The organism is Dietzia sp. IN118 (assembly GCF_032905965.1).
GTDB classification, from domain to species: Bacteria; Actinomycetota; Actinomycetes; order Mycobacteriales; family Mycobacteriaceae; genus Dietzia; species Dietzia kunjamensis.
Genome location: NZ_JAUMSR010000001.1, coordinates 2449126 through 2472528, shown reverse-complemented (window position 1 = coordinate 2472528; position 23403 = coordinate 2449126). Strand labels below are relative to the sequence as shown.

At 72.1% G+C, this 23403-nt stretch carries 23 protein-coding genes; 14 read left to right on the top strand and 9 right to left on the bottom strand.

The features are described from left to right. Positions 1-84: 84 nt before the first annotated feature. From Q2K20_RS11860 to Q2K20_RS11845, 4 genes are all read right to left on the bottom strand, one after another. Positions 85-765, bottom strand: coding sequence for a Maf family protein (locus tag Q2K20_RS11860; RefSeq protein ID WP_067712224.1), 681 nt, complete (start codon positions 763-765; stop codon positions 85-87). 22 nt (positions 766-787) lie between these two features. After that, a complete protein-coding gene (locus tag Q2K20_RS11855) occupies positions 788-1219 on the bottom strand; it encodes a cupin domain-containing protein (RefSeq protein ID WP_159149113.1) in 432 nt (143 codons plus the stop codon). Positions 1220-1399: 180 nt separating this feature from the next. Further along, entirely contained in the window at positions 1400-1648 is a 249-nt protein-coding gene (locus tag Q2K20_RS11850; protein ID WP_067712231.1) for an acyl-CoA carboxylase subunit epsilon, read from the bottom strand. Further along, positions 1645-3306 (bottom strand): acyl-CoA carboxylase subunit beta, encoded by a 1662-nt coding sequence (locus Q2K20_RS11845; RefSeq protein WP_067712234.1) that lies wholly within the window; start codon positions 3304-3306, stop codon positions 1645-1647. The genes Q2K20_RS11850 and Q2K20_RS11845 overlap by 4 nt, the downstream gene beginning before the upstream one ends. Before the next feature lie 77 nt (positions 3307-3383). On the opposite strand from Q2K20_RS11845, the gene Q2K20_RS11840 reads away from it, so the two are divergent. The 5 genes from Q2K20_RS11840 to Q2K20_RS11820 all read left to right on the top strand — a co-directional run bounded on the left by Q2K20_RS11840 (position 3384) and on the right by Q2K20_RS11820 (position 8095). Next, positions 3384-4292 carry a biotin--[acetyl-CoA-carboxylase] ligase gene (locus tag Q2K20_RS11840; protein ID WP_067712236.1) on the top strand — a complete coding sequence of 303 codons (909 nt, stop codon included), beginning with the start codon at positions 3384-3386 and terminating at the stop codon, positions 4290-4292. 3 nt (positions 4293-4295) lie between these two features. After that, entirely contained in the window at positions 4296-4859 is a 564-nt protein-coding gene (locus tag Q2K20_RS11835; protein WP_067712239.1) for a PH domain-containing protein, read from the top strand. 22 nt (positions 4860-4881) lie between these two features. Beyond that, the gene (locus Q2K20_RS11830) at positions 4882-6168 is read left to right on the top strand and encodes a 5-(carboxyamino)imidazole ribonucleotide synthase (protein WP_067712242.1); all 1287 of its coding nucleotides are present in this window, start codon (positions 4882-4884) and stop codon (positions 6166-6168) included. Positions 6169-6216: 48 nt separating this feature from the next. Continuing rightward, on the top strand, positions 6217-6729 hold the full coding sequence (gene purE, locus Q2K20_RS11825) for a 5-(carboxyamino)imidazole ribonucleotide mutase (RefSeq protein WP_067712244.1): 513 nt from the start codon (positions 6217-6219) through the stop codon (positions 6727-6729). A gap of 196 nt (positions 6730-6925) precedes the next feature. Next, positions 6926-8095, top strand: a complete 1170-nt coding sequence (locus Q2K20_RS11820; RefSeq protein ID WP_067712247.1) for an acyl-CoA dehydrogenase family protein — start codon at positions 6926-6928, stop codon at positions 8093-8095. A gap of 196 nt (positions 8096-8291) precedes the next feature. On the opposite strand, the gene Q2K20_RS11815 is transcribed toward Q2K20_RS11820, so the two are convergent. Together Q2K20_RS11815 and Q2K20_RS11810 are read right to left on the bottom strand one after the other, a co-directional pair. Continuing rightward, positions 8292-8978: a TIGR03089 family protein gene (locus Q2K20_RS11815; protein WP_067712250.1), complete on the bottom strand. Its 687-nt coding sequence runs from the start codon at positions 8976-8978 to the stop codon at positions 8292-8294. A 59-nt stretch (positions 8979-9037) separates the two neighbouring features. Further along, positions 9038-10612 carry an LCP family protein gene (locus tag Q2K20_RS11810; protein WP_119191965.1) on the bottom strand — a complete coding sequence of 525 codons (1575 nt, stop codon included), beginning with the start codon at positions 10610-10612 and terminating at the stop codon, positions 9038-9040. A 111-nt stretch (positions 10613-10723) separates the two neighbouring features. Between Q2K20_RS11810 and Q2K20_RS11805 the strand changes: the two genes are divergently transcribed. Together Q2K20_RS11805 and Q2K20_RS11800 are read left to right on the top strand one after the other, a co-directional pair. Then, complete coding sequence (locus Q2K20_RS11805) at positions 10724-11602, top strand: glycosyltransferase family 2 protein (RefSeq protein ID WP_119191966.1); 879 nt, start codon at positions 10724-10726, stop codon at positions 11600-11602. Between the two features lie 95 nt (positions 11603-11697). Next, positions 11698-12813 (top strand): NDP-sugar synthase, encoded by a 1116-nt coding sequence (locus Q2K20_RS11800; RefSeq protein ID WP_317176809.1) that lies wholly within the window; start codon positions 11698-11700, stop codon positions 12811-12813. 83 nt (positions 12814-12896) lie between these two features. On the opposite strand, the gene Q2K20_RS11795 is transcribed toward Q2K20_RS11800, so the two are convergent. Further along, positions 12897-14351: a coenzyme F420-0:L-glutamate ligase gene (locus Q2K20_RS11795; RefSeq protein ID WP_269502237.1), complete on the bottom strand. Its 1455-nt coding sequence runs from the start codon at positions 14349-14351 to the stop codon at positions 12897-12899. Beyond that, entirely contained in the window at positions 14348-15427 is a 1080-nt protein-coding gene (locus Q2K20_RS11790) for a 2-phospho-L-lactate transferase CofD family protein (RefSeq protein WP_119191994.1), read from the bottom strand. Before Q2K20_RS11790 ends, Q2K20_RS11795 begins: the two co-directional genes overlap by 4 nt. 335 nt (positions 15428-15762) lie before the next feature. Between Q2K20_RS11790 and Q2K20_RS11785 the strand changes: the two genes are divergently transcribed. Next, complete coding sequence (locus Q2K20_RS11785) at positions 15763-16074, top strand: WhiB family transcriptional regulator (protein WP_067712264.1); 312 nt, start codon at positions 15763-15765, stop codon at positions 16072-16074. Positions 16075-16157: 83 nt separating this feature from the next. On the opposite strand, the gene Q2K20_RS11780 is transcribed toward Q2K20_RS11785, so the two are convergent. After that, positions 16158-16679: a metallopeptidase family protein gene (locus tag Q2K20_RS11780; protein WP_307872458.1), complete on the bottom strand. Its 522-nt coding sequence runs from the start codon at positions 16677-16679 to the stop codon at positions 16158-16160. 167 nt (positions 16680-16846) lie between these two features. On the opposite strand from Q2K20_RS11780, the gene Q2K20_RS11775 reads away from it, so the two are divergent. The 6 genes from Q2K20_RS11775 to Q2K20_RS11750 all read left to right on the top strand — a co-directional run bounded on the left by Q2K20_RS11775 (position 16847) and on the right by Q2K20_RS11750 (position 23391). Then, the gene (locus tag Q2K20_RS11775; RefSeq protein WP_067712267.1) at positions 16847-17359 is read left to right on the top strand and encodes a DUF3499 domain-containing protein; all 513 of its coding nucleotides are present in this window, start codon (positions 16847-16849) and stop codon (positions 17357-17359) included. 93 nt (positions 17360-17452) lie between these two features. Next, entirely contained in the window at positions 17453-18829 is a 1377-nt protein-coding gene (locus Q2K20_RS11770) for a phosphomannomutase/phosphoglucomutase (protein ID WP_067712269.1), read from the top strand. Then, on the top strand, positions 18822-19916 hold the full coding sequence (locus Q2K20_RS11765; RefSeq protein ID WP_096905885.1) for a hypothetical protein: 1095 nt from the start codon (positions 18822-18824) through the stop codon (positions 19914-19916). The genes Q2K20_RS11770 and Q2K20_RS11765 overlap by 8 nt, the downstream gene beginning before the upstream one ends. A gap of 4 nt (positions 19917-19920) precedes the next feature. Further along, the gene (manA, locus tag Q2K20_RS11760) at positions 19921-21141 is read left to right on the top strand and encodes a mannose-6-phosphate isomerase, class I (RefSeq protein WP_067712274.1); all 1221 of its coding nucleotides are present in this window, start codon (positions 19921-19923) and stop codon (positions 21139-21141) included. An 81-nt stretch (positions 21142-21222) separates the two neighbouring features. Beyond that, complete coding sequence (gene ahcY / locus Q2K20_RS11755) at positions 21223-22689, top strand: adenosylhomocysteinase (RefSeq protein WP_069388700.1); 1467 nt, start codon at positions 21223-21225, stop codon at positions 22687-22689. A 12-nt stretch (positions 22690-22701) separates the two neighbouring features. After that, positions 22702-23391, top strand: a complete 690-nt coding sequence (locus Q2K20_RS11750; RefSeq protein ID WP_096905883.1) for a dTMP kinase — start codon at positions 22702-22704, stop codon at positions 23389-23391. Positions 23392-23403: the final 12 nt, after the last annotated feature.

Below are 23403 nucleotides of genomic sequence, written 5' to 3'. Positions count from 1 at the left end.
GGGCGGTCCAGCCGGGAGTCGGACGGCCTGACCTGCGAAGTTGTTCTGGCCGTCACGTCCGCGGGTGGGGAAACCCGGGTGGATTCACGTCCGGAGCTCGGGTCGCCAGACGCGGTGGGCGTTCATTCCGGCGCCCTCGAGGAGTCGCCGCAGCAGTGGCAGGCTGAGCCCGATCACGCTCGACGGGTCGCCCTCGATCCGGTCGATGAACCAGCCGCCGAGTGACTCGATCGTGAACGCGCCCGCGCACTCGAGCGGCTCCCCCGTGCGCAGGTACACGTCGAGGTCGGCGTCGGAAGGTGCGCCGAAGTGCACCGTGGTGTCGGACGTGTCGGTCTCGGAGAAGGTGACGGCGAGGGGGTCGTCGCCGGTGAGATCGGCCACGATCAGCGCGTGGCCGGTGAGCAGGACCCCGTGACGCCCGCGCATCCTCCGCCAGCGCTCCATGGCGCGCTCGTAGGTGTGTGGTTTGCCCTCGAGGTGGCCGTCGACCAACAGCATCGAGTCGCACCCGACCACCACGAGTGTGTCGGCGCCGGCCGACCTCGCCTCGGCCGCGAGCGACTCGCCCTCGCGCTGCAAAACGTCCTCCGCCTTGGCGCGGGCCAGTTCTTCCACGACCCGCACGTGCGGGGTCCCCGGTGGCAGGGCGGCCTGCAGGGCGTCCTCGTCGACCTGAGGGTGGCGGATGAGCGGGTCCACCCCCGCCTGCTCGAGTATCCGCAGTCGGGACGGGGAGGCGGAGGCGAGGACGAGCGCGATCATGGGCCTCAGCGTAGCCACCGGGTCAGGACCGCGGCAGCAGCATCGTGATGGTCAGCGTGGTGGGTTCGAGTGCCCGGACCCGGTGACGGAGCTTGGCGGTGAGGTGGAGGATCTCGCCGGTGCGCAGTTCGAGTGTGCGGCCCGGCAGGCCGAACTCCACGCGTCCCCGCAGCACCTGGACGAGGATGGGGTGGAACGCGGCGTGGTCGGGCATCTCCTGGCCCTCGTCGAACTCGAACGCGACGATCTTGGCGGTCTCGTCCCGGTGGACGACCGTGGCCCCGGGGCGGGTGGCGGACGGCGTCGCCCTCCCGATGACGTCGGTGTGGTGGGTGGCGGTTCCCTCGTCGGTGCCGGCGCGGCGACCGTGATCGCGATCCTCGTCCTCGGGGTCGCGGGTGTAGCCGCCGGCCGCCCCGGCCTCCCGCCCGTCGGAGGTGGCTTCCTCGGACATCGACGATCCTCCTCGAGAACTGCCCGCCGACCGGTCCGGCGGCGGTCCCACCACCCTACTTGTCCGGCACAACGGCCCTGATCCGACGCAGCCGCCCCCGTGCCCGTACTCCGGAGTGTGCATCGGCACACGCGGGGGACGGGGACGGGGGCGGCTCGTGGTGTGGTCGGTCCTCTGCGCTCAGTACTGGCGGCGGTTGAGGAACGAGCTAGGGCTGTATCCGAACGGCGGACGCAGGCGGTCCTCGTAGGATCCCCAGTCGTCCCTGACGCCGGTGTCGTGGTCGCTCGCGTGCGCGGCGTTCCCCTGCGCGGTCGCGAAGACCGCGGACAGGATGCCCACCTCCGTGGGAGTGGGGTTGCCGCCCACGATCTCGAGGAACGGCTTCTCCGGCTGGCTGGCGGGGTCCTGCTGCTGCTCGCCGGTCACAGCGGGATGTTCCCGTGCTTCTTGGCCGGCACCTCGACGACCTTGCGGTCGAGCAGTCGCAGTGCCTGGGCGACCTGCAGACGGGTGTGCGAGGGCGGGATGACCGCGTCGACGTAGCCACGCTCGGCGGCGACGTACGGGTTGACGAGGGTGTCCTCGTACTCGGCCTGGAGCTTGAGCCGGAGGGCGTCGACGTCCTCGCCGTTGGCCGCGGCCTGCTTGAGCTGGTCGCGGTAGACGAAGCCGACGGCTCCCGAGGCGCCCATGACGGCGATCTCGGCGGTCGGCCACGCGAGGTTGATGTCGGCACCCATGTGCTTGGACCCCATGACGTCGTATGCGCCACCGTAGGCCTTGCGGGTGATGACGGTGACCTTGCCGACGGTGGCCTCGCCGTAGGCGTAGAGCAGCTTGGCGCCGCGGCGGATGATCCCGTCGAACTCCTGGCCGGTCCCGGGCAGGAAGCCCGGGACGTCGACCAGCGTAAGGATGGGGATGTTGAACGCGTCGCAGGTGCGGACGAAGCGTGCGGCCTTCTCGGAGGCCTTGATGTCCAGGCAGCCGGCGAACTGGGTGGGCTGGTTGGCCACCACGCCCACGCTGCGGCCCTCGATGCGGCCGTAGCCGACGATGACGTTCATCGCGTACTGGCCCTGGATCTCCAGGAACTCGCCGTCGTCGACGATGTGCGAGATGACCTCGTGCATGTCGTACGGGCTGTTGGAGGAGTCGGGGATGATCGTGTCGAGATCGTGGTCCTCGAGCGTGAGGTTGTCCTCGATCGCACCCTCGGCGACGGGGAACGGGAACCGCGGGGCCTCGGCACGGTTGTTGCTCGGGAGGTAGGAGAGCAGGTCCTTGACGAAGTCCAGGGCGTCCTGCTCGTCACTGGCGGTGTAGTGGGACACGCCCGACTTGGTCATGTGCGTGGTGGCGCCGCCGAGTTCCTCCTGCGAGACCTCCTCGCCGGTGACGGTCTTGATGACGTCGGGGCCCGTCACGAACATCTGCGACGTCTTGTCGACCATCACGGTGAAGTCGGTGAGGGCGGGGGAGTAGACGTGGCCGCCGGCCGACGGGCCCATGATCAGGGAGACCTGCGGGATGACACCCGAGGAGAGCACGTTGCGGTGGAAGATCTCGCCGTACAGGCCGAGCGAGACGACGCCCTCCTGGATCCGGGCGCCGGCGCCGTGGTTGATGCCGATCATCGGACGGCCGGTCTTGAGGGCCAGATCCATGACCTTGACGATCTTCTCGCCGTAGACCTCGCCCAGCGACCCGCCGAAGACGGTGGCGTCCTGCGAGAAGACGCAGACGCTCCGGCCGTCGATAGTGCCGTAGCCGGTGATGACACCGTCGCCCAGCGGCCGGCGCTCGGCGAGACCGAACGTCGTGGCCCGGTGGCGGGCCAGCGCGTCGATCTCGACGAACGAGCCCGGGTCGAGAAGGTTCTCGATGCGCTCGCGAGCCGTCATCAGGCCCTTGTCGTGGGTTTTGTCCACCGCGGCCTGCCCCATCGGGGCCCGGGCCTCGTCGAGGCGCCTACGCAGCTCGGACAGCTTCCCGGCGGTCGTGTGGATGTCGGGGGTCGCGGATGCCGTCGGTACGTCGTTAGACAGAGCCGAGTTCACGTCCGGTTCTGAGGCAGTCGTCATGTTGCAAGACTCTAACCAGTGACCCGCCTCCGTGGCGACGTGACCCGGTGTACATCCCCCGGCGGCGACCCCGACCGATGTCCGAGCGGCGACATACGCTGGGGGTCGTGCACGCAGATCCAGGTATCGAGACCCCGCCCAGGTTGGACGCCGACGCGCTCCGTCGCGCTCTGGTGGAGGGCCCGGACGCGCCGTACTCGTCTCTCGACGTCGTCGACGACATCGGTTCGACGAACGCCGAGTTGATCTCCCGCGCGGCCGGGGGTGCGCCGGACCGCAGCGTGTTGCTGGCCGAGCACCAGGCGTCCGGTCGCGGTCGCCTCGGTCGCGTGTGGACCGCCCCGCCGCGCACGCAGGTGGTCGTCAGCGTGCTCATCCGACCCGGCGCCGTCTCTGCGGGGCTTTTTGGCTGGTTGCCGCTCGTGACCGGGCTGGCGGTGAGGGACGGGCTGCGCGAGGCCGGAGGCGTGGACGCGACTCTCAAGTGGCCCAACGACGTCCTGGTGGACGGGCGCAAGATCGCCGGGATTCTCACCGAGATGACCACTGTGCGTGCCGGTGGGGACTACTCGGTCCGCCTACCGGCCGTCGTGGTGGGGGTCGGGATCAACGTCTCGCTCACCGGCGAGCAGTTGCCGGTGCCCCACGCCACCTCCCTCGTGCTCTCTGGCGGGTCCGACGACCGGGACAGTGTGGCCCTCGCCGTTCTCGAGGCGTTGGCCCTGCGTCAACGCCAGTGGCGCGAGTGCGAGCGCGGGAGAGGATCGACCGTCTCCGACCAGCTCATGGCGACCTACACCGAGGCCTGCTCCACCGTCGGCACCGAGGTGAGGGTCGAACTGCCGGGGGGCGTCATCAGGACCGGGCGCGCGGACAGGGTCGACCGCGACGGCCGCCTCGTCGTCGTCGACCCCGACGGTGAGTTCGCCGTCGCCGCCGGCGACGTCACCCACGTCCGTGGCGCCGGCGGTCGGTGGGGCGGCTGAGCCGTGGGTTTCATCCGATCGGTCCTCGCGCCGGGGGAGACGCTCATCGTCCACACCCACCCACACTGGCGCGCCCTCGTCCGCCCGGCCCTGGTCACGGTGGTCGGGGCCGGTCTCGCGGGGATCGCCGGCGGCTTCATCGAGGTTCAGGTGGTCCACGCCGGGGACCGTACGGCGACCTGGGCCATGGTCGCGGTGCTGTACGCCCTGGTCGTCCTCCGGTTCGGCCTCTGGCCCCTGACCCGGTGGGCACGGACCGACCTCGTGGTCACCGACGAGAGGGTGCTCTACCGGCCGGCCGGGTCCGCGCGGCGGTGCGTGGACGTGCCGCTGCGCAGGATCAGCGCCGTCAGGTTCCGCCACACCCTCACCGACCGCGCCCTGGGCACGGGATGCCTGATCCTCGAGCTCGGTCACCTGCCGCCGGTGGAGATCGACCACGTCCCGGAGGTCGCCCGCGTCCACGCCGCCGTCTACGACGAGCTCATGCGGCTGCCACCCCCGCCCCCGCCCGCTCCGGTCGCCGCGGCGCCACGGTTCCGCTGGGGGCTCCCGGGGCGGCGGTGACGACCTCGCCCCGCGTGAGACCATGGGCGACGTGAACGACGACTCGCGCATCCGCCGCAATCCCCTCGGCACGCCCGTCGTGGCGATGATCGGCGGGGGACAACTCGCCCGCATGACCCACCAGGCGGCCGTCGCCCTCGGCCAGACGCTCCGCGTGCTCGCCGCCGACCCGCAGGACCCGGCCGCCCAGGTCACGCCGGATGTGGTGATCGGCGCGCACGATGATCCCGACGCCGTCCGCGCCGCCGCGGAGGGCGCCGACGTGATGACCTTCGACCACGAACACGTGCCCCCGCAGATCCTGCTCGAGCTGGAATCCGCCGGGGTCGCCGTGCGTCCCCGTGCATCCGCCCTCATCCACGCCCAGGACAAGTTGGTCATGCGGCGCGCGCTCGCGGAGATCGGCGCCCCTGTCCCGCCGTTCACCGGCGTGGACTCGCTCGCCGACGTCCGACGTTTCCACGACGAACAGGACGGGAACATCGTCCTCAAGGCCGCGCGGGGCGGGTACGACGGTCGGGGCGTCTGGATGCCGGGCTCGCTGGAGGAAGCCGAGCGGATCGCCGACGAGCAGCTCGCCGCCGGGGTGCCGATGATGGCCGAGGCCCGCGTCCCGTGGACCCGGGAGCTGTCCGCGATGGTGGCCCGGTCCCCGTTCGGGCAGGGGGCGGTGTGGCCGGTCGTCGAGACCGTCCAGCGTGACGGGATCTGCTCGGTGGCGATCGCGCCCGCCCCCGGGCTGCCCGACGACCTGCGCTCGGCCGTGCAGGCCACCGCGTTGCGATTGGCCGAGCACCTCGACGTGACCGGCGTGATGGCCGTGGAGCTGTTCGAGGTGATCGGCTCGGACGGTCGCCCGGGAGTACTGGTCAACGAGCTCGCGATGCGACCCCACAACTCCGGCCACTGGACGATGGACGGGGCCACCACCAGCCAGTTCGAGCAGCACCTGCGGGCGGTACTCGACTACCCGCTCGGCTCCACCGTCCCGACCGCGCCCCTCACCGTGATGGCCAACGTCCTCGGCGCTCCCGAGACGCCGGAGATGAGCATGGACGAGCGCGTCCACCACCTCGCCGCGCGGTTCCCGCACGCGAAGGTGCACCTCTACGGCAAGTCGGAGCGGCACGGCCGCAAGATCGGCCACGTCAACGTCCTGGCCGACCCGGGTGTCGACCCGGACGACGCGGAACAGGTGGCATCCGTCCGCGCGGTCGCGGAACTCGCGGCCCACTGGCTCTCCCACGGGGAGTGGGCCGACGGCTGGGACCCCCACTCGGGGGCGCCGGCCGGGGACTTCGAACGCTGAGCGCACCACCGGAACGCTGAGCGCACCACACCGAGGAAAGGCGACGGGATGACCGAGCGACACGACGGGCCGCAGGTCGGTCTGATCATGGGCAGCGACTCCGACTGGCCCACCATGGAGGCAGCGGCGGAGGCACTCGCCGAGTTCGGGATCACCTTCGAGGTCGGGGTGGTCTCGGCACACCGCACCCCGCAGAAGATGCTCGACTACGCCCACTCGGCGGCCGGCCGGGGCGTCCGCGTGGTGATCGCGGGTGCGGGCGGCGCCGCGCACCTCCCGGGGATGGTCGCCTCGGCCACGCCGCTGCCGGTCATCGGTGTCCCCGTGCCGCTCAAGCACCTGGACGGCATGGATTCCCTGCTGTCGATCGTGCAGATGCCCGCCGGTGTCCCGGTGGCCACCGTGTCGATCGGCGGGGCGCGAAACGCGGGTCTGCTCGCGGTGCGGATCCTCGCCGCCTCCGACCCCGCCCTGCGCGAGCGGATGGAGGCGTTCCAGGCCGAGCTGGAGGCGATGGTCGAGCGCAAGGACGAGGCCCTGCGCCGACAACTGCTCGGCTGATCGCCACCGCGGGGGCGGCGGGGCCGACGGCGCCGACGGGGGCCGACTTCCGGCTGGTAATTTGAAGGGCCGGACGCGGCCTCGCGTCTCCCGCGGCGATAGTGGCGGCCGACGAACGTCAGCGGCCCCTCCGCGAGAACCTGGCCGGCGCCCGCCGCGCGATCAGCACCGACGAATCCCTCATGGAGGCCCGCATATGTCCGGTAACCCCGACTTCGACCTGTACCGCCCGGCGGAGGAGCACGAAGAGCTCCGGGCCGCGATCCGAGCCCTGTCGGAGAAGGAGATCGAGCCCCACGCCGCGGCCGTCGACGAGGACGAGCGGTTCCCCCAGGAGGCCCTCGACGCGCTCAACGCCTCGGGTTTCAACGCGGTCCACGTGCCGGAGGAGTACGGCGGGCAGGGTGCGGACTCCGTGGCGGCGTGCATCGTGATCGAGGAGGTCGCCCGCGTCTGTGGGTCGTCCTCGCTGATCCCCGCCGTCAACAAGCTCGGCACCATGGGCCTGATCCTGGCCGGTGGGGAGGAGCTCAAGCAGAAGGTCCTTCCCGAGATCGCCGAGGGCAAGATGGCCTCCTACGCGCTGTCCGAGCGCGAGGCCGGCTCCGACGCGGCAGCCATGCGCACCCGCGCCCGCCAGGACGGTGACGACTGGATCCTCAACGGCAGCAAGGCGTGGATCACCAACGGCGGCAAGTCGACCTGGTACACCGTCATGGCCGTGACGGACCCCGAGAAGGGTGCCGGCGGGATCTCCGCGTTCATGGTCCACGCCGACGACGAGGGCTTTGGCGTCTCCAAGACCGAGAAGAAGCTCGGCATCAAGGGTTCGCCCACCGCGGAGCTGTACTTCGAGGACGTCCGCATCCCGGGCGACCGGATCATCGGCGCGCCGGGCACCGGCTTCAAGACCGCCCTGCAGACCCTCGACCACACCCGCCCGACCATCGGCGCGCAGGCCGTCGGTATCGCGCAGGGCGCCCTGGACGCGGCGATCGCCTACACCAAGGAGCGCAAGCAGTTCGGCCGCGCGATCTCGGACTTCCAGAACACTCAGTTCATGCTCGCCGACATGGCGATGAAGGTGCAGGCCTCGCGCCTGATGGTCTACACGGCCGCCGCCAACGCCGAGCGCGGCTCCGCGCCCGGTGGCGAGAAGCTGGGCTTCATGGCCGCCGCCTCCAAGACCTTCGCCTCGGATGTCGCGATGGAGGTCACCACCAACGTCGTGCAGCTGTTCGGCGGCGCCGGGTACACGCGTGACTTCCCTGTCGAGCGCATGATGCGCGACGCCAAGATCACCCAGATCTACGAGGGCACCAACCAGATCAACCGCATGGTCATGGCCCGCCAGCTCCTGGCCTGATGCCCGGGGCGCCGGCCCGCTGACCGGTACACCCTCCACGAATCCGCTACTCCGATTCCGGATCTGCTACCCGCATCAGGGGAGCGGATCCGGAATCGGAGTAGCGGATTTTCGCGTCGCTGGGGCGATGGGGCGCTGGGGCGATGGGGCGCTGGGGCGCGGCGTCGCTGGGGCGCGTGTCGCGGGCGCCGGGCGATCAGAGGGTGAGCGTGGTGCGTTCGGTGGCCGCCACGTCGGCGACCGCGGGATCGTCCGCGTCTGCTCCCGTGACGAGCACCGCCGTGCCTCCGGAGGCGAACACCCGGGCCAGGACCTGAACCACGTCGTCGCGATCGGAGCCCGCCACGAGGGCGCGGCCCGCAAGGGCGGGGTCGGCCAGTTCGGACAGCGGAGCGCCGTCGAGAGCGAGCGGACCCCCGCCGGAGGGCACGAACGCGTCCGGGTGGATGCGGCAGGCCTCGGCGAGGTCGGTGACGCCCGCGGGGACCTCGACGCCGGCGGCCGCCAGCGGGCGGCCCATCGGGTCGGTGGTCATGAGGAGGGTCTCGATGTCGGTGGGGTGGCGGTCGAGGCGGTCGGGGACGGTGACGACGGCGACGGCGTCGTCCGCGGCCCCTGTGCTCACCTCGGCGCCCGCCCACCAGGCGCCGAGGAGGACGCCCGCGGTGAGCCAGTGCGCGGGCAGGTCGCACACGATCACGTCGCCCGGCACCACCCCGAGTTCGTCGCGCAGGAGTCCGGCGATCTTCGCGGCCCAGTTCGCGGTGGAGGTGACAGACAGTTCCACTCGTGACGGGGCGGCCTGGTTGTAGTGGGTGACCATGGGGGTTCCCGGGTCGAGTGCGAGGAGCGGCTGCAGGACGGTGTCGGCGGCGGTGGTCACTCTGGGCCTCCCGGGTGGTGGTCGGTCAGTGGGCGCAGTCGGTCGGTGGGCGCAGTCGGTCAGTTGACGCAGGGCACGTCCGAGCCGGCGTCGAAGGTCGGGCGATCCGCGATGGACGGCGGCAGCGGCGCATAGGAGGAGGTGGTGGGGGAGTAGGACTCGGTGCCGGCGGCGTCGCCGGTGGGGCCACTGTAGTCCTCGGCCAGCACGACGCGGACGGAGCCGTCGGGCAGCGCTGGGTCGACCTGCACGGGCAGGCCGCCGAGGGCCTCCGACACGGCGAAGGCGGCGTCGTCGTCGGCGGAGGCTGCGGCGACGTGCGAGGTGTAGGCGGCGGCCGGGTCGGTGAGCAGGTCGCCTGCGGTGTAGCCGAGTTCGGTGAGGGCTCCGGAGACCTGCGCGGCCAGACCGTCGATCGCGGTGGTGTTGACCACGGAGACCGTCACCTCGGCGGGGTCCGGCCCCGGCGCGTCGGTGGGGGTCTGCTCCGGATCGGTGGTGGCGTCGGCGTCCGCTTCCCGATCCTCGGTGCTGGCGAAACCGGCCACGAACTCCGACACCTCGGCGGGGTCGGCGGTGACGATGGACTCGCCCCACTCGGTGAACGAGTCGATGCTGGTGACCGGGATGGTCTCGAATCGGACGTTGCCGCCGCTGATGTCCTGGAGCTTCATGGCGAAGTCGACGAAGTCCCAGTTCTCGTCGATGACGAAGGACCGCTTGGCGGCGTCGACCAGCGCACCGAGTTTCGAGGGGTCGGCCAGGGTGCCGGCGGAGAGGATCTTCTTGACCAGCTGGGACATGAACACCTGCTGACGGACGATCCGGTCGAGGTCGCCCGCGGGCAGGTCATGGCGTTGGCGCACGAAGCTCAGGGCGTCCGATCCGGAGACCGTCTGGACGCCGGCACGGAAGTTCGCGCCCGACAGCGGCTCGTCGACCGGCTCGTTGAGGCAGACGGGGACGCCGCCGACCGCGTCGGTGAGCAGCACGAACCCCAGGAGGCCGATCTCGGCGTAGTGGTCGGCCTGGACGCCGGTGAGATCCTCGACGGCGCCGATGAGGCCGTTGCGCCCGGCCTTGACCGCGGCGCGCTGGTCCTCCTCGGTCAGTTCACCGTCCGGGTCGGACGCGACGGCACGCTCGAGATGGGCCTCCTTGTTCGCGGCGTAGACGCCGTTGATCTTGCTCCCGCCGACCGAGCTGGTCTCCACGTAGACGTCGCGGGGGATGGAGATCGCGGTGGCGGAACTGCCGTCCTCGGGGATCCTGATGAGCAGGATCGTGTCGGTGTTCTCGCCCTCCTCCTCGCCGGTCCGGATCGTGGCCAGTTCCTCTTGGCTGAGGGGGTTGCCCTGCGCGTCGGTCCGGTTGTCCGTGCCCACCAGAAGGATGTCGACGGCGCCGTCGAGGCCACCGTCACCCACGTCGAGACCGCCGGCGGAGGTCAGGTCCGAGCTGAGTCCGTTGAACAGGGTCCACCCGACGCCGGTGACCAGGAGACACAGGGCGGAGACGAGGGCGGCCACGACGCGACCGACCCGGTACGCGACCGGGCGGGCCGGGGTGGCGTGACGCCGTCCCCGTGCCCGGCCGGGGGCACGACGGGGAGTCGCTGGCAGCTCGGCGCTCATCCACCGTCCTTGTCGTCGAGTAGGGCCGCTCGAGGCCGCCGATGATGATCAACGGTACCGCGCCGCGCGCCGGGCGTCGGAATCCGTGGGGTGCGTCGTAGGGTGTTTCGCGTGACGACCCGACTACCCGTCGTGACGGTGACGTACTCGCCGGGCGACCACCTCCGCAGCTTCGTCGAGACCCTCCCCGCGGCCACGACCCGGCAGGTCGGCCTGGTGATGGCGGACAACGGGTCGACGGACGGGGTGCCGGAGGAGGTAGCGGCGGAGTACGGGTTCGCCGAGTTCTTCCCCACGGGTGACAACCTGGGGTACGGCACCGCCATCAACCGGGCGGTGACGCTGATCGCTGGCCGGCCGGAGGATTTCGACCAGGAGTTCGTCCTGGTGGTCAACCCGGACGTGACCTTCGAACCCGGGTCGGTGGACGAGCTCCTCGCCGCCGCCGCACGCTGGCCGCGGGCCGCCGCGTTCGGCCCGCGGATCTCCGAGACCGACGGGTCCGTGTACCCGTCCGCCCGGGCGGTGCCACGTCTGGGCGCGGGGATCGGCCACGCCCTGCTCGGCCAGGTGTGGCCGCGGAACCCGTGGACGGCGGGATACCTCGACGACGCGGACATGGAGACCGAGCGGGCCGCCGGGTGGCTGTCGGGTTCGTGCCTGCTGCTGCGCCGGGCGGCGTTCGATGCCCTGGGCGGGTTCGACGAGCGGTATTTCATGTACCTCGAGGACATCGACCTGGGCGACCGTCTCGGCAGGGCCGGGTGGCAGAACGTCTACGTGCCCGCCGCCGTCATCCACCACGACCAGGGTCACGCTGCGAACGCGGTGCCGGAGTTCACCCTCCGGGCGCACCACCGCAGCGCGTACCTGTTCCAGGCGGACAGGCACCCACACGCCTGGCAGGCACCGATACGCTGGGCGCTCAGAGCGGGCCTGGAGTTGCGGTGTCGCCTGGCGATCCGGTCCGCCCGGCGCGCCGCGGGCTGAGCTTGACACCCCGGAACCGAGACCCATCCACCGGCCACCGGAGCGGGGCGAGCGCGCCCCCGCCCGCGGCCCTTTCGACAGCAGGAGCCTTCACCGTGACCTCGACGACCCCCGGGAGTGCCACCGCCGACGACGACCTGATCGCGGACACCGAGGCGGTGGTGCTGGTCGGCGGCAAGGGCACCCGGCTCAGGCCCCTGACGATCTCGGCGCCCAAGCCGATGCTGCCCACCGCGGGCCTGCCCTTCCTGACCCACCTGCTCTCCCGGATCCGGGCGGCCGGCATCCGGCGCGTCGTGCTGGGGACCTCCTTCAAGGCCGAGGTCTTCGAGGAGTACTTCGGCGACGGGTCGGCCCTGGACCTGGACATCTCCTACGTCGTGGAGACCGAACCCCTGGGCACCGGCGGCGGCATCCGCAACGTCCTGTCCGAGCTCACCGCCTCGACGGTCATGGTGTTCAACGGCGACGTCCTCGGCGGGACCGACCTGCGGGAAATCCTCGCCCTGCACCGCGAGAAGAACGCCGACCTGACGATGCACCTGGTCCGCGTCTCCGATCCGCGCGCGTTCGGCTGCGTCACCACCGACGACGACGGGCGCGTCCAGGACTTCCTGGAGAAGACCCAGGATCCGCCGACCGACCAGATCAACGCCGGCTGCTACGTGTTCCGCCGTGAGCTCATCGAGCAGATCCCCGAGGGCCAGCCGGTGTCGGTCGAGCGTGAGACCTTCCCCCAGTTGCTCAGTGAGGGCCGGCGCGTCTACGGGTTCGTCGACTCCGCCTACTGGCGGGACATGGGCACGCCGGAGGACTTCGTGCGCGGCTCGGCGGACCTGGCCCGCGGCATCGCCCCGTCGCCGGCGCTCGACGGCCACGCGGGGGAGTCCCTGGTCCACGAGGGTGCCGGGATCGGGGCGGGCGCCGTCCTGGTCGGCGGGACCGTCGTGGGGCGCGGCGCGGAGATCGGGGCCGGGGCCAGACTGGACGGCGCGGTCGTCTTCGACGGTGCCCGCATCGAGGCCGGGGCGACGGTCGAGCGTTCGATCGTCGGATTCGGCGCGAGAATTGGCCACCGTGCGCTCATCCGCGACGGGGTGATCGGTGACGGCGCCGACATCGGTGCGCGCTGCGAGCTCTTGCGCGGTGCCCGCGTGTGGCCGGGGGTGCAGATCCCCGACGGCGGGATCCGCTACTCCACCGACATGTAGGCCCGGCCGGCCTTCGCCACCCATCCGATGTCTTGCCACCCATCGGATCCGGCCGGGGGACCGGTCGGCGTGCGGCTACCGACTCACTCCACCGTGACGTAGGCGTCGCCTGCCGGCCGCGACTCCCGTGGCGGGACCGTCTCGGCGGGCACGCCCACCGCGACCGCGCCGAGCGGCCGCCACGAGCCCGGCAACCCCAGTTCGCGGCGGGTGGTGTCGGCGGCGAAGATCGTCGACCCCACCCAGCACGAGCCCAGGCCGCGCGCGGCGAGCGCCACCAGCAGCGACTGCACCGCGGCACCTCCGGCGACGGTGAACATGGTCTCCTCGCAGGCGGCGCGGCGGGCGTCCGGGTAGTCGTGTGCTCCGGCGTCGTCGTCGACGAACGGCAGGATCAGCTCGGGGCAGGTGCGCAGCAGGTCACCGCGCCCGAGTCGACGGGCCAGGATCTCGCCGGTGTGCCCGTCGGCGCGCAGGTCGCGTTCCCAGTCCGCGCGCAGGGCGTCCAGCAGCCGCATGCGCGCGTGGCCCGCGACGCGCACGAACCGGACGGGCGTGGAGTGGTGCGGTGCGGGGGCGGTCAGCGCATCCGCCACGGCGCCGGCCAACAGGTCCGCGTCGACGGACTCGTCGGAGAACCGTCGCACCGAGCGACGGGCGGGAACGGCCTCCCGCCGCCCCAGCGCCACCGCTTCGGCGGTGCCCAACCGGAACAGGTCCGAGGACCCGTCCCTGACCAGGTCACGGGCCCGCCGGGGGACGTCCACCTCGTCGTCGTCGTTGTTGGTGTCGTCGTCGTCGCCGTTGTCGTGACCGTCGTCCAGCAGCAGGTGCCCGATCCCGCGCACCACGGCGACCGGTCGCGCCCCGAGCTTGCCCTTGACCAGGTCCGCCGCTGACGCGATCTCGTCGGCCACGGCGACGTCGGTCACCAACAGTTCGTTGCCCTGGCGGTCCACGGCGCCGTCGTACCCCACCGACACCCGCAGTCCGGCGGCGCCGATGGCCATGTCGATCTGGCCGGTGCGCCAGGCCCGACCCATCGTGTCGGTGACGACGACCGCGACGCGCGCGCCGGTGAGGCGTCGGAGTTCGCGGGCGAGCGCGGCGGCGGAGGCGTCAGGATCCTCGGGGAGCAGCGCGAGCTCGCGGGCCTCGACGTTGGAGCCGTCGACCCCGGCGGCGGCCTGGACGATCCCCAGCCGGTTCTCCGTGATGAGCGTGCGGTTGACGCGCGCGACCACGCGGACCGACTCGGCGTCCACGAGCCGCCGGCGCAGGGCGTCGCGCTCGTCCGGGTCGGTGGGGGCGGGAACGATCCGCCCCTCGGTCTTGGACAGCACCTTGGAGGTCAGCACCACCACGTCGCCGTCGACGAGGCCGTGCCGGTCGGCGGTGAGCGCGTCGGCGAGGGCGCGCGCGAGGTCGTCACCGGGCCGGAACTCGGGCAGGCCGTCGGGTGCCCACATGACGACGTCCGCGGGCGCGGCGTGTTCGACGGTCCAGCGGCGGATCTCGGGGAGCGCGCCGTCGGTCATCGGTCGGTCCGGGCGGGGACCTCAAGGCCGGCCAGGTCGATCGCGGCGGCGACCATGTCCGCGGTGGCGTCGGGGTCGGTCATGAGCAGCGGGACCTCCCGGATCGCGACGCCGTCGACCGCGCCGGAGCCGTCGGCGGGCGCGTCGCCCGGGGCCACGAGCCAGCCGTCGAGCAGGCCGGTGCCGGAGCGGGCGCCGTAGTGGCGCGCCACGGCCGTCGCGGAGGTCTCGACTCCGATCGCCGTGAGGCACGTGTCGGCCATGCCGCGCAGCACCGCCCCGCCGATCACCGGGCTGAGGCCCACCACGGGGGCGGGGGTGGACCGCAGCGCGGCGCGGATCCCGGGCACCGCGAGGATCGCGCCGACGGAGACCACGGGGTTGGAGGGGGCGACGACGACGAGGTCGGCCGTCTCGATCGCCTCGAGCGTCTCCGGGGTCGGCGTGGCGGCATCGGCGCCGACCTGCACGAAGCCGGAAGGCGTCAGTTGCGCCCGGTGCTTGACCCACCACTCCTGGAAGTGGATCGCCCGCGGGCCGGGGGCGTCCGCGTCAGGGCCGTCGCCGGGGGTCGCCGCGTCGCCCGCGCCGGTCCCGTCGTCGGCCGTGCCGCCGGTCACGACCACGTGCGTCTCGCAGCGGTCGTCGGTCACGGGCAGCAGGCGTACGCCGGGGGACCAGCGGGTCGACAGCGCCTCGGTGACGTGGGTGAGCCGGTAGCCGGCGTCGAGCATCTGCGTGCGCACCAGGTGGGTGGCCAGATCCTTGTCGCCCAGCCCGAACCAGTCGGGCTGCACGCCGTATGCCGCGAGTTCGTCCCGGCAGTTCCACGTCTCCCCGGCGTGGCCCCAGCCGCGCTCGGGGTCGATGCCGCCGCCGAGGGTGTACATGCAGGTGTCGAGGTCGGGGCAGATGCGGACCCCGTGCATCCAGGCGTCGTCGCCGACGTTGACCACCGCGTCGATACGATGCGGCGAACCCGCTCGGGCGGACTCGGTGTCCAGTCCGAGTAGTCGGCGGGCGCCGAGCAGGAAACGGGCGCCACCGACGCCGCCGGCCAGAACACAGATCTTCACACGGACGAGAGTAGTGACGGTGCGTGCGACGCCGCGCCGGTGGGCCGGACCGGCCCGGTCCGGGAGGGTGGCGGGCGCGCCGGGGACGTGTCCCACGCCACAATCGGGGCGGCGTGTCACCGGCCGCGGCGGGTGGGGAAAATGGTAGGTATCCCCGATTTCGCTTGACCTACGCGGCTTGCATGTGTGTAATCACAGGTGTGTCATTCCCTGGTGGGTGACGGTGAACATCGCACAGACATCAGACAATCCGCGATCCGGCAGGGCTCCCTCGGCCGTGTCGGCGACGGGCACTTAGACGCGGACCATCGCGCACGAACATGCAACACGAAGGGATGACCGTGGATCGACAGTCACGCACCGTCGCGGGACCCGAGCTGGCCCTGGTCGACCTCGGTGTCTCCGGCCTGTTCGTCGAGGACGAGCAGGAGAGCTGGCAGGAACGGGCTCTGTGCGCGCAGACCGATCCCGAGGCGTTCTTCCCGGAGAAGGGCGGGTCGACCCGCGAGGCCAAGAAGATCTGCACCGGCTGCGAGGTCAAGGCCGAGTGCCTCGAGTACGCGCTGGCCAATGACGAGCGGTTCGGCATCTGGGGCGGGCTGTCCGAGCGTGAGCGGCGGCGCATCAAGCGCGACGCCGTCATGTGAGCCGCGGGCGGGTCATCCCCGCCCGTCACCCGGCCCCGTCTTCCGGCGCCACCTCCCACCCCTGACCGCCCCGTACCGGGCGGTCAGTTCTCGTCGGGGCCGGCCTCGACCTCGTCGGGGGAGAGTTCCAGGTGCTGGGAGACCAGTTCGACCAGCACGGAGTAGATGAGGTCCCGCAGGTCATCGCTGTCCGGGGCGCGCCGGGACAGGGGCTTGCGGAACAACACCAGCCGCGCCCGGGTCGGCTGCCCCGAGCGGTCGACGCCCGCTGGCACCAGGCGGGCGAGCGGGACGTCGCCGTCGGCCACGACCTCCTCGGGCCACGTCTCGCCGGGACGCAGTCGCATGCGGGGCACCATGTCGACCGCGAGGTCCAGATGCACCAGTCGGGAGTGCCAGTGCTGGTCGATCTCCGCGAACGCCTCGAGCGCGGCGGCGTCGAACTCGGCCGACCGGCTGCGCCACCTCGGCACCTCCGGGGGCAGGATCGGGCCGCGGGGGCCGTGCCCGCGTCGGTCCGCCCGCCGGGAGGTGACCACACGCGGGCCGCGACGCCCCGGGTCCCCCGGGAAATCTCGGACCGAGATCCGGCTGCCGGCGCACACGTCGCTCTGGCCGGCACCGGGGATCGCGGTGCCGGTGGGCGGTCGTCCGGGTACCGGGGCGGTCGGGGTCATGGCGCGAGGATAACCCCGCTCGTGGCGGGTGCGTCGAACCGGCGTGGGCGGGTCGCGGCCCCTCCGCCCCGGGTGCGGGACTACCCTGGGGCCTCGTGAGTGAGAACCGTCGTTGCTGCCGTCCGGGATGTCCCAACCGCGCGGTCGCCACGCTCACCTACGTCTACGCCGACTCCACGGCCGTCATCGGCCCGCTGCCCGCGGTCCGCGAGCCGCACGCCTGGGATCTCTGCGCGGCCCACGCACTGCGCATCACCGCCCCCCGGGGCTGGGACCTGGTGCGCCACCCGGACATCGACACCTCGGCCGAGGACTCGGACCTCACGGCGTTGCTCGACGCGGTCACCGGCGGCCCGGTCGGCGGGCGCAGGACCGGCGCCGCACTGGTCGACGCCGATCGCCTGCGTCGTCTCGGTGTCTCCGATCCCGGGCCGGTCCTCGACGACGCACGGAGCCGCACGGAGGCCGGGTCCGGCCCCGCCACCGGCCCCTCCGGCGCGACCGGACGTCCCCACCTGCGGGTCGTGCCGGACATGGCCACCGCGCCCGACGCCGGGGCCGGCGGGTCCGGTGACGGCCGACCGGAGCCGGGCCCCGCCCCCCGCTGAGCCGCGGCCCGCGAGGTCGGTCCGCCGCCAGTACGGCGCGGGTAGGGTCAGGCAGAACACCGACCGACCCGTCTCACACCCCTGGAGCAACACGTGGCACGTAGCGCCGAGTCCGTCCGAGCAGTCATCAAGGCGTACGACGTCCGTGGTGTCGTCGGCGAACAGATCGATGAGGACTTCGTCCGCGAGGTCGGGGCGTCGTTCGCCCGCCTCATGCGTTCGGAGGGTGCCCGCACCGTGGTGATCGGCCACGACATGCGGGACTCGTCCCCGGGCCTGTCCGCCGCCTTCGCCGACGGGGTGACCGCCCAGGGACTGGACGTGGTGACCATCGGCCTGGCCTCGACCGACCAGCTCTACTTCGCCTCCGGTTCACTCGACTGCCCCGGTGCCATGTTCACCGCCAGCCACAACCCCGCCGCCTACAACGGCATCAAACTGTGCCGCCCCGGCGCCAAGCCGGTCGGGCAGGAGTCCGGCCTGCGGACCATCGCCGACGAGGTCATCGAGGGGGTCCCCGCCCACGACGGCGAGGCCGGCACCGTCACCGAACGGGACGTTCTGGACGGCTACGGCGAGTACCTGCGCGGACTGGTCGACCTGTCGGGCATCCGCCCGCTCACGGTGGCGGTGGACGCCGGCAACGGGATGGGTGGCCACACCGTGCCTGCCGTCCTGGGCGGGTTGCCGCTCGAGATCGTGCCGCTGTACTTCGAGCTGGACGGCAATTTCCCCAACCACGAGGCGAACCCGCTGGAACCGGCCAACATCGTCGACCTGCAGGCCCTCGTCAGGGAGAGCGGGGCCGACATCGGCCTGGCGTTCGACGGCGACGCCGACCGGTGCTTCGTGGTGGACGAGCGCGGCGAGCCGGTCGCGCCGTCGGCCATCACCGCCCTCGTCGCCGAGCGTGAGCTGGCCAAGGACCCGGGCGCCTCGATCATCTACAACCTCATCACCTCCCGGGCCGTCCCCGAGCTCGTCGAGGAGAAGGGCGGCGTCGCCGTCCGTACCCGGGTCGGGCACAGCTTCATCAAGGCGCAGATGGCCGACACCGGCGCCGTCTTCGGTGGGGAGCACTCGGCGCACTACTACTTCCGGGACTTCTGGGGCGCCGACTCGGGCATGCTCGCCGCGATGCACGTCCTGGCGGCCCTGGGTGGGCAGGACGGGACACTGTCGGCGCTCATGGCCGAGTACACCCGGTATGCCGCCTCCGGCGAGATCAACTCCACTCTCGACTCCGCCGAGGCCCAGACCGAACGGATGGAGGAGGTCGTCTCCGCGTTCTCGAAGCGGGCCGAGTCCATCGACCGGCTGGACGGCGTGACGGTGGACCTCGGCGACGGATCGTGGTTCAACCTCCGCGCCTCGAACACCGAGCCGCTGCTGCGTCTCAACGCCGAGGCGCCTACCAGGGAGGACGTCGCCGCCGTGGTCGACGAGGTCCTCGCGATCGTCCGTGCCTGACCTGACCAGCGACACCGGGGCCGGTCGGGTAGACCTCGACGACCCCGGGGCGCTGCGCGCCGCCGACGCCACGGGTGCGCTGCTCCACGCGTCGATGGCGGGAGCCCAGTTGCGCACCGTGGCCACCGCCGCGGGCGGTGGCGCGCTCGACTCCCTCGAGCGATTCCGTCCGAGGGCGGTGGTCTGGGTGTCCGGGCGGTCGGACCGTGCGCGCCACGCGGCCGGCGTGGTGGCCGCACTGGCGGAGATCGGCGGCGGCCCCGCCGTCCCCCCGCTGGTGCTCGCGCGCACCCTGCCCGCGTGGGTCGGCGCTCTCGACGTGGTCCTCGTCTCCGGGGACGACGCCGGCGACCCTCGACTGGTGACCGCGATCGACTCCGCCGCCGGCCGCGGCGCGACCGTCATCGTGGACGTACCCCGGGAGGGCCCGGTCGCCGAGTCCGGCCGCGGCCGGGCCACGTGGCTCGAACCGCTCCCCTACGTGCCGCCCCACCGTGGTGTGCTGCGCCACCTGGCGGCCGGGATGGCCGTGCTCGCCGCGCTGGGCGCCCGGGGCCTGGACGTGGCCGCTGCGGCCGACGCCGTCGACATCGAACTCGAGGGGCTCGGCCCGGAACTGGCCACCCCGGTCAACCCGGCGAAGCTGCTCGCGACATCGGTGGCGGGCCGTGATCCTCTCGTGTGGATCCACTCGGACCCGGTGTCCGCGGCCTACTGTGACCGCGCGGTCGCCGCGTTCTGCGACGCCGGCAGGGTCACGGCCGCGTCCTCGGTCCCCGACGCGGTGCGTGCGCACGCCGAACGGGCCCAGGGTCGTCCGCCGACGGATCCGCTGGCGAGCCTGTTCCACGACGAGGAGTTGGACGGACCACGCGACGATCTGCCCGTCAGGTACGTCGGTATGGTGTTGGGCGCGGACGAGGAGATCGTCCGGCTGGCCGCGGGCCCGCTCGCGGATGTCGAGTGGATCACCGATCGCGGTCGGGACACGGCCGGCGACGCCCCGGCCCCGTTGAGCGGAAAGGTGGCAGCGCTCATGGCCCGCACGGAACTGGCCGCCGCCTACCTACTCGTCGGAGGTCTGTAGGTCCGTGGTCGCACTCGAACCGGTGGTCCAGGCCTACGCCTGGGGCTCCCGGACCGCGCTTCCCGAGCTGTGCGGGATCACCTCGCCGGCGCCCCACCCCGTCGCCGAGCACTGGTTCGGCGCGCACGACTCCGGCTCCTCGCGGTGCTCGGACGGTCGCGGCCTCGACGCACGGATCGCCGCCGACCCCGAGCGCGAGCTGGGCCCGCGGGTGCTGGCCGAGCACGGCGGGGGACTGCCCTTCCTGGTCAAGCTGCTCTCCGCCGAACAGGCACTGTCGCTCCAGGCCCATCCGTCCCCGGAGAAGGCGCGTGAGGGTTTCGCGGCGGAGGACGCGCGCGGGATCGCCGTCGACGCGCCGGACCGCAACTACCGCGACGTCAACCACAAGCCCGAGATCCTCGTCGCGCTCACCGAGTTCCACGCCCTCGTGGGCTTCCGCCCGGTGGAGCGCACGGTGGCACTGCTCGACGCGCTGGGCGTCGCGTCCCTGAAGCCCTACCGGGACATGCTCGCCGGGCAGCCCGACGCCGAGGGTCTGCGCGCGGTCTTCACCACCTTCGTCACGATGCCGCACGTCGTACTGGCCGGCGTCGTGCCCGACCTGGTGACCTGTGCGGTGTCCTACCTCACCGACCACGGGGTCGAGGGGCCGTGGTCCCCGGTGGCCGCGACGATCACCGAACTCGCCGAGCGGTACCCGACCGATCCGGGGGTCCTGGGTGCGCTGCTGCTCAACCGGGTCGTCCTCCAGCCGGGCGAGGCCGTCTACCTGGGGCCCGGGCAACTCCACGCCTACCTACGGGGCGTCGGTGTGGAGGTCATGGCCAACTCGGACAACGTCCTGCGCGGCGGCCTGACCCCCAAGCACGTCGACGTCCCCGAACTGATGCGGGTGCTCGAGTTCAGCCCGCTCGCAGACCCCACCGTCCGGGCGGTCGAGGCCGACCGCGACATCCCCGGCGAGGTCGACTACCCCACGCCCGAACCCGATTTCGCGTTGTCGCGCATCGACGTGCCGGCCGACGGCGACCCGGCCGCCTGGCGACCGGAGGGCCCCGAGGTGCTGCTGTGCACCTCCGGCGAGGCGGTCGTGGACTCCGACGGGACGAGCGAGGCCCTCGCGCCCGGGCGGGCCGTGTGGGTACCGGCCTCGACCTCCCGGGTGTGTCTGCGCAGTACCGCCGGGGCCACCGTGTTCCGGACCCGCGTCGCCGGCGGGTGACGGGGCCGACACCCCGGCGGGCCGTCCCGCTAGTGTGGGGCGGAAGTCTTTCGCGAGTCAACGAGGAGCTGGTCGAGGAACATGTCCGCTGATCTGCAGGTTCAGTCCGTCAACGGTGTCGAGTTCAAGGTGGCGGATCTGTCGCTGGCGGAGGCGGGCCGCAAGCAGATCCGTCTGGCCGAGCACGAGATGCCGGGTCTGATGGCGCTGCGCGAGGAGTACGCGGCCGAGCAGCCGCTGGCCGGCGCCCGGATCGCGGGGTCGATCCACATGACGGTGCAGACCGCGGTGCTGATCGAGACGCTGACCGCGCTGGGCGCGGAGGTCCGGTGGGCCTCGTGCAACATCTTCTCCACGCAGGACGAGGCGGCCGCGGCGGTCGTGGTGGGCCCGGAGGGGACCCCGGAGGCGCCCCGCGGCGTGCCGGTGTTCGCGTGGAAGGGCGAGACCCTCACCGAGTACTGGTGGTGCACCGAGCAGATCATGACCTGGCCGGAGACCGAGCCGAACATGATCCTCGACGACGGTGGCGACGCCACGATGCTCGTGATCAAGGGCAAGGAGTTCGAGCAGGCCGGCGCCGTGCCCTCGGACGACTCGGCCTGGTCGGCCGAGGAGAAGGTCTTCCACGCGCTGCTGCGTGAGTCCGTTCCGGCCAACCCGGGCAAGTACACGGCGATCGCCGAGTCGGTCCAGGGCGTGACCGAGGAGACCACCACCGGCGTGCACCGCCTGTACCACTTCCACAACGAGGGCGTGCTGCCGTTCCCGGCGATGAACGTCAACGACGCGGTCACCAAGAGCAAGTTCGACAACAAGTACGGCACCCGTCACTCGCTGCTGGACGGCATCAACCGCGGCACCGATGCCCTCATCGGCGGCAAGAAGGCCCTGGTGTGCGGTTACGGCGACGTGGGCAAGGGCTGCGCGGAGGCGCTGGCCGGGCAGGGCGCGCGCGTGCAGGTCACCGAGATCGACCCGATCAACGCGCTGCAGGCGCTGATGGACGGCTTCGACGTGGTCACCGTGGACGAGGCCATCGCCGATGCGGACATCATCATCACCGCCACGGGCAACAAGGACATCATCACCTTCGAGCACATGACGCGGATGAAGAACAAGGCCATCCTGGGCAACATCGGCCACTTCGACAACGAGATCGACATGGCCGGGCTCGAATCCGCCGAGGGCGTCACCCGCATCAACATCAAGCCGCAGGTCGACGAGTTCGTCTTCGACGACGACGGCCGCTCGATCATCGTGCTGTCCGAGGGGCGCCTGCTCAACCTGGGCAACGCCACCGGGCACCCGTCGTTCGTGATGTCGAACAGCTTCTCCGACCAGGTCATCGCCCAGATCGAGCTGTTCACCAAGGCCGACCAGTACCCGATCGGGGTGCACCTGCTGCCCAAAATCCTCGACGAGAAGGTCGCCCGCCTGCACGTGGAGGCGCTCGGAGGCTCCCTGACCACGCTGGCCAAGGACCAGGCCGAGTACATCGGCGTGGACGTCGAGGGCCCCTTCAAGCCCGACCACTACCGCTACTGAGCGACGCCGGGGATGGTCGCACGGCTGGTGGTCCTCGAGGGTCTCGACGGCGCGGGGAAGAACACGCTGACGACGGCGCTCGTCGCCGAGCTCGCCTCCCGCGGTCTCTCGGTCGGCCGCCTGGCCTTCCCCCGGTACGGCACCCTGCACGCCGACCTGGCCGCCGACGCACTGCACGGTGGCCAGGCCGGCACCGCGGACTCGCCCCACGCGATGGCACTGCTGTTCGCGATGGACCGGCACGCCGCGCTGGGCGAGCTCGCGCAGCTGGGGTCCACCCACGACGTGGTGCTGCTCGACCGGTACGTGGCCTCCAACGCCGCGTACACCGCCGCCCGGCTCGGTCCGGACCGCGAGTCCGAGGTGGTCGAGTGGATCGGCACCCTCGAGTTCGACCGGCTCGGGCTGCCCGTCCCCGACCTGCAGATCCTGCTCGACACCCCGGTGGAGCTGGCGGCACGGCGCGCGGGCTCCCGGGAGGCCGCCGATCCGGCGCGCGTCCGCGACCGCTACGAACGCGACGCGGAGCTGCAAGCGGCGACCGGGCGGGTCTACCGTCGGCTCGCCGCCGCAGGGTGGCGTTCGCCCTGGCGCGTGATCGGGGCGGACCCCCACGTGCGGGAGTTGGCCGACCTCGTCGTCGTCCCCCCTCCGGCCGCCGCGCCGCACCCCGGTCCGTCGGGTCGGCCGGGTAAGGTCTGAGAGGGCAGGAAC